Source organism: Bacillus cereus group sp. BfR-BA-01524 (assembly GCF_022662595.1).
GTDB lineage: Bacteria > Bacillota > Bacilli > Bacillales > Bacillaceae_G > Bacillus_A > Bacillus_A thuringiensis_S.
Genome location: NZ_JAKUDW010000141.1, coordinates 1 through 10767 on the forward strand (window position 1 = coordinate 1; position 10767 = coordinate 10767).

Sequence of the window (10767 nt, forward strand, 5' to 3'; positions counted from 1 at the left end):
CTCACCCTAAATCACTTAGCGTATTCCCTCTAAATCCATATATATCAAGGGTTTAGAGGATTTCTTACGTACTCATACACTTATCATCCAACATGCAACACGTTTGCGGTATCCTTAACACAAAAAAAATTCATGAAATTCTCTTATCCCTTGATACAACTAGCTTTATAAGGTGTTGCAAGTTGCTATTTTTCTTCTTAAAGGAGCACCTTTCATCATTTTTCGATTTGCTATAATCAAAATTGGTATATTTTATAGTATTTTGGCATAAATTTCTGAATTTGTAGAACGGAGGTGAAAAAGATGGGGAAATCATTTGTGATACGTAATCAACGTAGCTTGAATGGGGAAACAACAAACGCAGTTTTAGTAACAATCAAATCTTGGCAAAAGCTTGTGGAAGCATTTGAAGAGAAGTACTACAGTTATAAAGATACTTATTTAGAAGATATTCTACAGCACATGACATACGAAGATCGCATTGCTGACGTAGAAGGCTTTGTCGAAAAAGCTAAACCATCTTTTTCACGTCGCGCAATGTCTACACTTGCAGAAAAAACGGGAAGAAAGCATAAATTATACGGCATTACAAATGCTGATCTCGAAGTATTCTTATATCTGCATAAGAAATGCTTTACTAATGGTGTCATTCCCAATGTAACCATACATATGATGTGGGAAGATTACAAGCAATATAAAGAAGAGCTTGCATATATTCAGCATTCTCAATTCTATATCGCTTTGAAAAAGTTAAGCTTACATAACATTATCTCTATTGAAAATGGCTTAGATGGCCGATATACAATCAAACTGACTCATTTTATAAACGAGGAAACAGAAAAAGCAAATCCATACGTATATATTAGTCCTGTTGTATTTACAAAGGCTTTCTTTAAGCTATCTGTAGCAGCTAAGAAACTATTCTTAGACATTGCAATGCAACAACATACGGAAACAACATTAAAACGTTCTTTGGACAAGCAGGACGAAAGAGGAAACAAAACTCACTTCGGTGGGATGTATCGTTTCTTACATAAAAAATATCCGCATCAGATCCGTGCGGTTATCGAGGAATTAACAACTGCATTACCATGTACGGGTAATCCCCTATTCAAAATTTGCAAAATGCAAAAAGGTGTAAAACATACAAAACGATATACGACATTATATCTGTCTATCCATTCAGACTTCTTATGTTCGAAAGAAGCTGGGGAAGAACAACATAGGGATCCATTTACACCAAAAGCTACCTATGCTCGAAAAGCGAAATTTATAGAAGCAGTCCTACAAGAGATGAATATCGGTGAACTGTCTGGAGATATGAATAAATTCATTCATGTCTTAAAGCATACTTGTCATCGTCAAATTCGCAGTGTAATCCGCGGACTACGTGACATGGTTGATCGAAAAGAAGGATATCCAACGAAAATTGTATATACATTGAAGAAACTATTGCATCAAACATCTCAATATCAAATTCTCGATACAGCAGCAAAAGAAGGTATCTACCCTCTTATTGCGCAGCATATACCAAAAGAGAGAAATAGTGACCGTGAGCAAGCTGTCTTTAATTTCGGTTTACATTATTCTATGTACTCTCTTCACAACATTAAGAAGATGTTTAAGAATGTGCATGCACTACTGAAGCAGAAGTTTGCGGTACCAGTGACGGAAGAATCTTATCACCGTAATTATCTAAAATACCAGGAAGAAACGTTATTTAGAAAATATGCATATGATCAGGGTGTTAATCTCCATGCATATATCTCTTTAGAAATTGAAATGCGTGAAAAACTAAAAGTTCGTGGTCATAAAGAACGCACGATTCCAAGTGATGTGCGTGAATGGTTTATCGAAGCAATTGATAAGCTGCCACAAGAAAAACTTCGTGTGATTGAACTACCAAAGCAGTTTAATTTACTAGAGTTTATGCGTACCTTCGAACATTTAGTACGTGCTGGAGTAACAATAACAGCTCCAGATCAGGTGCTAACCGCATTGGAAATAAAATAATAGTAATGAGCTCTCTATTTTTGAAAAAATCGAAAGTAGAGGGCTATTCGTGTTTGTATGATTAGTAATCCATTTCTGCTACTCTACTTATAAATACCAAATCAAAAGGACTTCATAAAAAATGGAGTCTTTTTTTATGCAATTCTATACAAATTCGATTCTAGCAATATATAACTCTCCACATAATACTAGGGAGTATTCTTCTAATGTATTAAAACCTATCTTATAATACCTACAAAAAATCAAAAGGAAAATTATAAAAATAGTGGATATGCGGACAAATATGGTTCAATGTGAATATAATCTTTCTAAAAACATTGTAATTACTAATGTTGTTGTATTTATCTAATAAAAATCATCAATAATAATGTGAGTTATGTGTAAATACTGAGTAATGTTAACTAATAGCAGCCTAATCTGGATAAAATGTGGATAATTGAACGCTAGATACTACTGTATTTAACAAAATAAAGAAAATAAAGCCTATTTCCATAGTTGGATAAATATAAAGTGATTTGTATCAATTTCTTTCCGATTTCATGTAGAAACATGTGATTCCCTTTATGCTTTTTTGTAGAATTGATAGTCTAATAATCATTGAATTTCCGTATACATTTTCTACTATTTATGATTTTTTACGTTCTAACATCAAATTTTCCCTTGTGGGAGTAGATCTTTCCCCTATTTTTGATAACCTATAATAGTTTTATCTTTATTTCTTTTTAATATATAAGATATATATTTATAATAGATTTTTAATACAGCTAGTCTGATTGTTAATAAGATGTCAGACCTAATTGAAAATATTTGTAAATTACGTTATAATAATGGTAAATAAACATATCATTACCCACATACTAAAGGACAAACCTACGTATCCCTACCAGGGCGAGGTTTGTCCTTTTTTCATTTTAGTAAAAAATTTATATTGGGAGGATTAAACGTGACTGTACTTAAAGATACGACTTACTTAGATATGGATATCTATAACGAGATTAGATTTTTCAAAGGGATATTTTGGGGATTAGTTTTTGTAATTCCTTTTTGGAGATGCCAGCAACCGTGCGTAGCAAAGGGCCGTAGCAGGTCTTTCACTTATTTTCTGTTATAATATATCCTAAGAAATTAGGTGATTATAATGAGCGAAAACATTAATTTAGAAGAAACATTAGCAGCCTTTTCTGCTTATTTAACAGAAAAAGGACGGAAACAATCCAAGATTGAACGTTATGCTTACGACATTAAAGATTTTTATAAGTGGCAAAGGACAAGTGAGAAACTCCTACATATTAAATCATGGAGTGAACTTTCTGAAACGGACTATCAGACATATTTCTCTGAGTTAGAAGACAAGCGTAAATATTCCCAGAAAACAAGACACAGAATATGGGTGATTTTAAAGAAGTTGCACATGTTTTTAGGTATACTTAGTCCATTGGATACTATTAATCTCTCTTTAATTCCGGATCAATCACTACATAACAATGATTTTATTACTGAAGTAGAAGAAAAGCTTTTAAAACAAACTGTTCTATCAACAAAAGGGTTAACAGAAAGACAAGCTAAATATCGTCCTCTTATTATGGATAGAAACGTTTGTATGCTTAATTTAGTAGTAAACTATGGGTTGTCCTTACAAGAGCTTGTATCGCTTAATATGAGCTATATACAGTTTGCTAGAGATATCTTAATGGTACCTGGGAAAAATGGATCAACTAGGTCTGTTTCGTTAACTACGGAAGATACACAGCAGCTCTACAAATATTATACGACTATTCCGGAACCCGTAAGACCTCGACAATACACAGATAATCCCCTATTTGCGGCATTTGATTTTAATCGAGGCACTTATCGTTGGATGTACGAAAAGGATGCACCAAAGACTTTTTCTGAAGTTGCTATACAAAAGATGGTACGACTTGAAGTGAAACGTGCGGAGTTAAATAGACGTATCTCTATCTCTGCACAGCAGATGAGAAACACTTTTATTCTCCGTCTTATTAAGCAAGGATAAACTGAAGATGAGTTGGTAAGTAGGATGGGGTTCAAAACTAAAATATCTTTAAAAAGATATTATCAATATTTACAGTGACCTATATTAACCATACTAAAATAAGAAGACGTATTCTATTTATGGAATAACAAAAATTAGAACAACAGATATGAATCAGCTTATTTTTTTGGAACTAACGTACCCGTTAGCTGAATAAGGAAAAATGACTTTAGTAACTTATTTTGAACTTTCTCCTATAATTTCTAGTATAGAAACGGAATAATTCGCCAAGTCTTGGACTGATATTGTTTATATTGTTCACCAAATAGTGTAACAAGAGTTCTCTCTTCAACTTTTATACGATACGAATACGCAAGGAAAAATAAAAAGATATTTATGATAATGGCAATGAACGAAGATGAAGATATAGCAACCCCTAAAAAGGTCAGAAAAGAACCTAAATAACCAGGATGGCGAATATAGTTATACAGACCACTTTGAATTAACTTATGTTCCCCCTGCATTCCGACGTTCCTACTATAAAATCGCCCTAATGTTTTCATTGAAGAAAATCTAATCCATACACCAATTAGCCCAACAATAACACCAAAAAACAGAAATGAATTAACCTTATTTATTGTAAATAAATACATAATTTCTGGAATGATTATCATCAAGGCTAAAACTGCTCCGATAAAAAAACTAGAACCACTATTTTGTTTTTCTTCTTTAACAGGTGAACTTCTATAAAATTCTAATAATAAGTACAGAAAAATAGGTAAATATGCTATAAAAAACATAATTCTTTCTCCTTTCAATAAAAGTGTCTAATGATTAACCCATTTATTTTTATCAATGAGGTCACGCAATTTGGATGACCCTAAGATCATATCAACACAGGTTCTTTTATCAATCTTTATTTTAAATCTACAGCAATCGCATCCCATAGAAAAGTATCATTTTATACTATTATGGAGCATTTCTCCTCGTTTTTTAGATAGAAAAAGAGAGTCCCTTGCTATAGGAACTCTCCCTTATGTATACAATTACGATTTCATGTATATTTAGCTTGTTTAATTTTTCGTTATAGAAACCCATTACCTTTTGAGCATGTTGTATAGCCATTAATCCATCTTGGACAGTAAGTGCTTCAAAATACGGATAACGAATGTCAGTAGCATAACCATTCAGCTGCACGCACTGTTCTAAAATCAATGAGAACTCCTCATCTAATCTACAACAAGATTTGTGCAGCATTAAAAGGTTATGAGTTTTAGGGACTGGTCTACCGTTTAGTGCAAGAAACCCTTTTAGAAGTTTCTCAACACATTGTTGACTATGGTAACAAATAATTGCAGTAGGGAAAGGTTTCATGTGAGTTAAGTAACTAGAAGAATCTAAATCAGATTTTGCTATGGATAGCCACTCTTTTAGATCCTTAGTATTTCTCATATAGAACCTTCCCCTCTAGCGCAATTTTATGCTCCATGGTTACATTGCGATTAGCACGTTCTTGAAACTCTTCTGGTCCATAAACTAAAATATTAACTGGTGTTTCCATTACATCGTAAATCCCCCAATTGATACGATTAATGACTTCCCTTTTTCTTTCTCCTACACCTTCCACAACAATACAGAGATCAAAATCACTGTCTTCATTTGGTGTGCCATATGCATGAGAGCCAAAAAGGATGATTTTTTGGACAGAAGACACAGTTTCACGAATCTTTTGCACCAATAGGTCCAATTCCCTTTTTACCTCTTCGTTAATCCGAATCACCCCTCGGATAATGTAATTAAATTGACGTTTAAGTATATTATACATGCGTTTCTCTTCTCCCTTCTATTATATATATTTTTTTTATTGTTTTCTTGTTCTCCAACGTTTTGCAATGCTTGATAACATTCGTATACCTGATTGAAGTCTCGCAAGAATCTACCATCAGAAATACTATGAAATCCTTTGAAGTTCTTTCTACACCAATATAAGAGATCAGAATCATCCTTAGCTAAAAAAGAATCCGGATTAGAATGAATCAAAGCCTCTGCTAAACAAGCCAGAAGTAATGGTATCATTTCAGAATCATGCTTGGATAAATCCAGTACAGATACAACGGTATACTGTTTATATTGGTAGTATTGTAGAACAACATCACACATGTTTGTTGGTGTTAATGTACATTGTAATTGAGTGGAATCTAATTGATACACTCGCATTTTGTCCCCTCCTATATCATTACTCTCCAATTGGCGCTGCTTTCATAAAATCTTTTTGAGCTTGGAAAATGATATGGTGATTTGATACGGTCTCCTCATCAAAAAGTTCATTAACAAACTATGAAACAGACAATGCATCGAATTTGTTTGTAATAACGCGCTGTGGTTCTGAAGCAGCTAATTCGGAACAACTTAATTGACTTGGAGCTGTTTCTTCTTACTTTCTAAGATTTTTAGCTCATTGTTTTTATGTTCAAGACCGATGAATTCACTTTTGAATTTCTTAATCGTTTTAAGTACCGGAGCAGCTGCAAAAAGCATCTTCCCCGGTTCAGTACAATCCCCACTGTTTACATTAAAGCGAGTTACTAATGTTACTGTTTCTGTACCGTCTGAATCCATTAGAATCATTCCCTTTGAATTACAATCTAATAAAACACCTTGTAATGCGGGCATTGGGTTTTTAACGTCTACAGTAACACTAGCTTCCTCTAATTTTCCGATAAATAATGTACGGTTAATAGTAAATTGCATAATAACCCCTCCAAAAAGTAATAAAAAAAGAACAGACCTCATATCCTGTTCATTCGTTTCCTTGCTGCATAAATGAGACTTAAGCTTACTTTTAAATCTCTTAAATCAGAAATAGTAATATTCATAAATGTCGTAGCCTTCGTTTTGAAGTTTTGATTGTGCGCCTGTAGCAGTGATACAGAACTGATCCATAAAGGATTAGCTAGTTCTTTAATTTCCTCAACAATGTCATGTAAATGAACATTATTTTGTAAATTTCCTTGTGATTTTTCCATGATGTTTCCCCCTTGGTAATAAAATAATCGCCTAAAGTGCTGGCTATACAATAACTTCTAACTTGAAGACAACACAAAAAGGGCTTCTTCAAGTCGATTAAAAATGTGCATAGCAAAATAAGCTATATATACACTAATCGGCTCAAAGAAGCCCTTTCATAATTGAAATAAGACGCAACTTGCTTCTACAACTCAACCACAACACAAAAAAGGTGAAGCTCTTGATACAACCCCACCTTTTTAGTATATAATGAATCATTTAATAATTTAACAGTATGTTTTTAAAGTCTCTATATTTTAGAAAACTTTACAATAAAACAGTACTTCCCTATTTTTTTGAAGAAACAGGATCCATTTTTAATGTTTTTATTCCTTCTTTCAATGTAAACGCATCTGCTCTTAATGTTTTCCAGCTGTCTTTCGCTGCATTCAGGTTAGGTTTTAAGAATTTAAATTTATTTTGATCTGCTTTTTGGGATGCTTTATCAATATGATTAAGCACTCCTGAATATTGAGAATCTAAATCATGCCATTGTGCTGACATATAGGTAAGAGCATTAATAGCTGATCCAATTGCATTTTGCATTTCAGCAATATTATTATACGCAACTCCAACTACACGATTTAATGTTATTTTATAGTCTACGGTTTGGCGTAATTGCGCTAATAACGGCTCTAACGTACCTAAATTATTTCTTGCTACCCCTATCATCACACCTCCAGCAATCCATGTAGGGATTGAAGGATATGATACAGTTATTATTCCATCCGATTCTACTTGTTTAAAATGTCTTATTTGCTCTAAAACATCATTTAGGCGTTTTTCATCTTCATCTATTCCAGATGCTTGATTTTTTAAAATCGATTGCAAGATATCTTTATGACCTCCAAATGCTCGGACATCTTCTCCAATACTATCTCTTAACTTAGCTAGTTCTTGTATTAAATTCTGTGTATATGCTTGGTTTTGTTTAATCTCACCTTGTAAATCTGTAATGCCCTCTTTTAATGTATCTGCATCTCCTTCATTAATTGCTTCTACTAATGTATCGTAATAATTGTCAAATGTGGTATCATACTCTACAATTCCTGTCAGGGTATCTAAAAGTTGTTTTTTTATGTGCGCATCCCATTTTGTAGCATGCTCTCTTGCATTCTTTTGATCTTGTACAATTTGACTAGGTAGATTTGTATATCCTTTAATATCAATTCCTTCAAAGTTAACATCTGGATTATTAATTAACAAATAAGAGTAATCATTCATGGATTTTGCAAATACCCCAGCATCTTGCAAAGCTTTTTTCATCTTTTCGCTGTTTACAGAAAGAGATATATCTTCAGTACTCGTTTGTTCTATTTTACTTTCACTTGCAAAAGCAGCTACTGGAGAGACTACAGTAGTTGTTGTCAGGGTTAAAAACGTCGATACAGCAAGTAGTTTATAAGGAAAATTATTATTCACTTTAATTCCTCCTATGAATATATATTAATTTTTAGTTTGTTTTTTCTTGTTTAAAAGCAATGTCTTTTGAAATGAATTCTGCGTCCTTATGAATATCATTCCAACTTTGTTTAGCAGCTTTTAAATCGTCAGGTATTAACGAAAGTTTATGTTCTTGCATTTGATCGATATTATCATATAAATCTTTATAATTAGCCCCCATTTTATTCCATTGTTGCTGAATACTTGTTAGAGACATTATTGCTTGATCTACTGTCTGATACAAATATGTTAGCGTGTCTTTTGTATTAGTAAGTGAAATAACCGCTTGATTAGCCAGATCAGCTTTCATACTTAATTCTCCGATTTTATTCGAAATTTCATTATAAGAATTCATATGATTAGATGCCTCGACACCAGCTGCTGTTCCTAAACCGATACCAGCTGCTCCTAGAGCTGTAAGACCGCCAACAACAGCTGGTGTAGCTGTACCACCAGTCACAACAATTACTACCGCTCCTGCAATCGTTCCAATAACTAAAATAGCTGCTCCTAGTCCACCGCCAATTGACCAGGCTAATACATTATCAAAATGTGATTTCTGTGTAGAACGTAAATTCTCAATTTCGGCCTGAAGTTGTGGGACTAGTGCTTGTTTTCCCGCTAATATAGCCGTCAATCCTCCCTGTCCATCTGGACCACCAACATTATTTTTAAAATCTACAGTATTTGTATACAACTTTGTTTTGAAAGCCTCTAACATCTTAATGACGTCAATAACTTCATTTGAATTTGTATGAATTGTATCGATTAAATCCCCTATTCCTTCTTTAAGGCTCATCTTATCTTTCTTTTTTACAGTATCTACTAATGTGTCGTAATAATTTTGAAATTGCTCATCATAATTTACAATATTACGAGCTGTTTTTTGAATGTTTGGCTTCGCTGTATCTAACCAGTAATTTGCATTGATTCGTGACAGTTCCTGATTCAGGTGGATATTTTTGATTAATTCTCCTCCTCCTGAACCTAAATCAATGTTGGATAAATTTACATTCGGTTGCTTAATCATAGTTTTTGCGTACAAATCCATTACAAGAATATGAGAGCCTGTTGCAGCCAACGCTTTCTTTAATCCTTCAGGTCCTAACGCATAATTTTCTATTTTCTGTTCTTGAGCTGTCTGTTCTTGTGCAAGTGCATGAATAGTACTACCATTCGTTGCAGTTATAACCGTTGCTAAAGTGGCTAAAGTTATGACCTTAAATGGAAATTTCATCATATGATTCTCCTCCTTATTTTCAGTTGCATTATAATCTTTTCGATAAACCTATGTTCTTAATATTAAAATTTATAAACTTGTTCTTCGAGTTGAGTTGTTACACTTTTTAATCGTCTTAATGTATCTTTTTGAGACTGAGTGTTATTGGTATCAACTTCAGTCGATAATTTTGTAATACTATTATTTATTAGATCCAAATCCTCTTTGTAACGTTTCATTAGCTCAATTTCTCCATCTACTTGGTTAGCAAATGTATGCAAATCATTTTGCATGAAAAGAATCATTGATTTTTGTAAATCTGCTACTGTTAATTTAGTTGTTAAGTCATATAATTTCTGATTTTGTTTTTCTAAATCATTTAAATATACACGTTGCTCTGCTGTTAGTTTATTAATTTCAGCAAAAGTATTATATGTTTTTTTAATTTTTTCAGGATCAATCACTTTCATAAGATCATACTCTTTCGTTTTTGTAACTGCAGCTGCAGCGATTTCACCTTTTTTACTTTTCTCTATCGCTTCACGTGCTTCTTTTTTGGCAGCCTCAATCTCTATAGCTGATTTTCCCTTTTCTTTTGCTTCTTGCTCTGCTTTCTTCTCTGCGTCTACAATAGCATTGTTTATTTCTTTTCCTTTGTTATACGCTACTACTGCTGTTTGAGCAGCCGGTTCAATGATATCTTTCGATAGACTATAAATTTCTTGGAATACCTTTAGCCCTTGTTCATTTAAAGCTCCTGGTAATAATGCTATTTGCTGTAAATCATTTTGAATAGATTTTTTTGTATCTAGCATTTCATTTTTTAACTTATCTATTTTTCCTGTTCCCTCTGAATTAAGGACACTCTGTGCTTTTGCCACATCAGTATCAAGATTTTTCAACTTCTTATCTACCTGTAGTTTTAGATCTGTTAACTCATTAATTTGACGTTGCACACTTTCTTGGTTTGTTATGGTCATGTCTTGAAGGACTTCCAGTCTATCTGTAAACCCTTCTTTATCTTCCTTATTAT

Annotated in this window: 7 protein-coding genes and 5 pseudogenes; 2 read left to right on the forward strand and 10 right to left on the reverse strand. The window is 33.1% G+C overall.

Annotated features, from left to right (window positions below; translation table 11 throughout):
- The first annotated feature begins 303 nt into the window (after positions 1-303).
- Both MR170_RS28235 and MR170_RS28240 read left to right on the forward strand, forming a co-directional pair.
- Positions 304-2013, forward strand: a complete 1710-nt coding sequence (locus MR170_RS28235) for a hypothetical protein (RefSeq protein ID WP_242310257.1) — start codon at positions 304-306, stop codon at positions 2011-2013.
- A gap of 1138 nt (positions 2014-3151) precedes the next feature.
- Positions 3152-4105 (forward strand): annotated as a pseudogene (locus MR170_RS28240) (tyrosine-type recombinase/integrase).
- Positions 4106-4269: 164 nt separating this feature from the next.
- Here the strand turns inward: MR170_RS28240 and MR170_RS28245 are convergent.
- From MR170_RS28245 to MR170_RS28290, 10 genes and pseudogenes are all read right to left on the reverse strand, one after another.
- Positions 4270-4806, reverse strand: coding sequence for a methyltransferase family protein (locus tag MR170_RS28245; protein WP_242310259.1), 537 nt, complete (start codon positions 4804-4806; stop codon positions 4270-4272).
- A 193-nt stretch (positions 4807-4999) separates the two neighbouring features.
- Positions 5000-5458, reverse strand: coding sequence for a HEPN domain-containing protein (locus MR170_RS28250; RefSeq protein WP_043936485.1), 459 nt, complete (start codon positions 5456-5458; stop codon positions 5000-5002).
- A complete protein-coding gene (locus tag MR170_RS28255) occupies positions 5445-5831 on the reverse strand; it encodes a nucleotidyltransferase domain-containing protein (protein ID WP_242310261.1) in 387 nt (128 codons plus the stop codon). Before MR170_RS28255 ends, MR170_RS28250 begins: the two co-directional genes overlap by 14 nt.
- A gap of 32 nt (positions 5832-5863) precedes the next feature.
- Positions 5864-6223: pseudogene (locus MR170_RS28260) on the reverse strand (hypothetical protein); the annotation flags it as partial.
- Between the two features lie 19 nt (positions 6224-6242).
- Positions 6243-6440: pseudogene (locus MR170_RS28265) on the reverse strand (ThiF family adenylyltransferase); the annotation flags it as partial.
- Positions 6431-6757, reverse strand: a pseudogene (locus tag MR170_RS28270) (DNA polymerase III subunit beta); the annotation flags it as partial. The pseudogenes MR170_RS28270 and MR170_RS28265, both read right to left, overlap by 10 nt.
- Positions 6758-6816: 59 nt before the next feature.
- Positions 6817-7032: pseudogene (locus tag MR170_RS28275) on the reverse strand (hypothetical protein); the annotation flags it as partial.
- Between the two features lie 328 nt (positions 7033-7360).
- Positions 7361-8494, reverse strand: coding sequence for a hemolysin BL binding component B (gene hblA, locus MR170_RS28280; RefSeq protein WP_065230066.1), 1134 nt, complete (start codon positions 8492-8494; stop codon positions 7361-7363).
- A gap of 31 nt (positions 8495-8525) precedes the next feature.
- Positions 8526-9755, reverse strand: coding sequence for a hemolysin BL lytic component L1 (hblD, locus tag MR170_RS28285; RefSeq protein ID WP_242310265.1), 1230 nt, complete (start codon positions 9753-9755; stop codon positions 8526-8528).
- 62 nt (positions 9756-9817) lie between these two features.
- Positions 9818-10767: HBL/NHE enterotoxin family protein (locus tag MR170_RS28290; protein WP_242310267.1), on the reverse strand; the 950-nt coding region annotated here is incomplete at its 5' end.

Bases quoted from the DNA above. Each gene is read 5' to 3' on its own strand.
- MR170_RS28235 (WP_242310257.1), top strand. From the start codon at position 304: ATGGGGAAATCATTTGTGATACGTAATCAACGTAGCTTGAATGGGGAA.
- MR170_RS28245 (WP_242310259.1), bottom strand. From the start codon at position 4,806: ATGTTTTTTATAGCATATTTACCTATTTTTCTGTACTTATTATTAGAA.
- MR170_RS28250 (WP_043936485.1), bottom strand. From the start codon at position 5,458: ATGAGAAATACTAAGGATCTAAAAGAGTGGCTATCCATAGCAAAATCT.
- MR170_RS28255 (WP_242310261.1), bottom strand. From the start codon at position 5,831: ATGTATAATATACTTAAACGTCAATTTAATTACATTATCCGAGGGGTG.
- hblD (WP_242310265.1), bottom strand. From the start codon at position 9,755: ATGATGAAATTTCCATTTAAGGTCATAACTTTAGCCACTTTAGCAACG.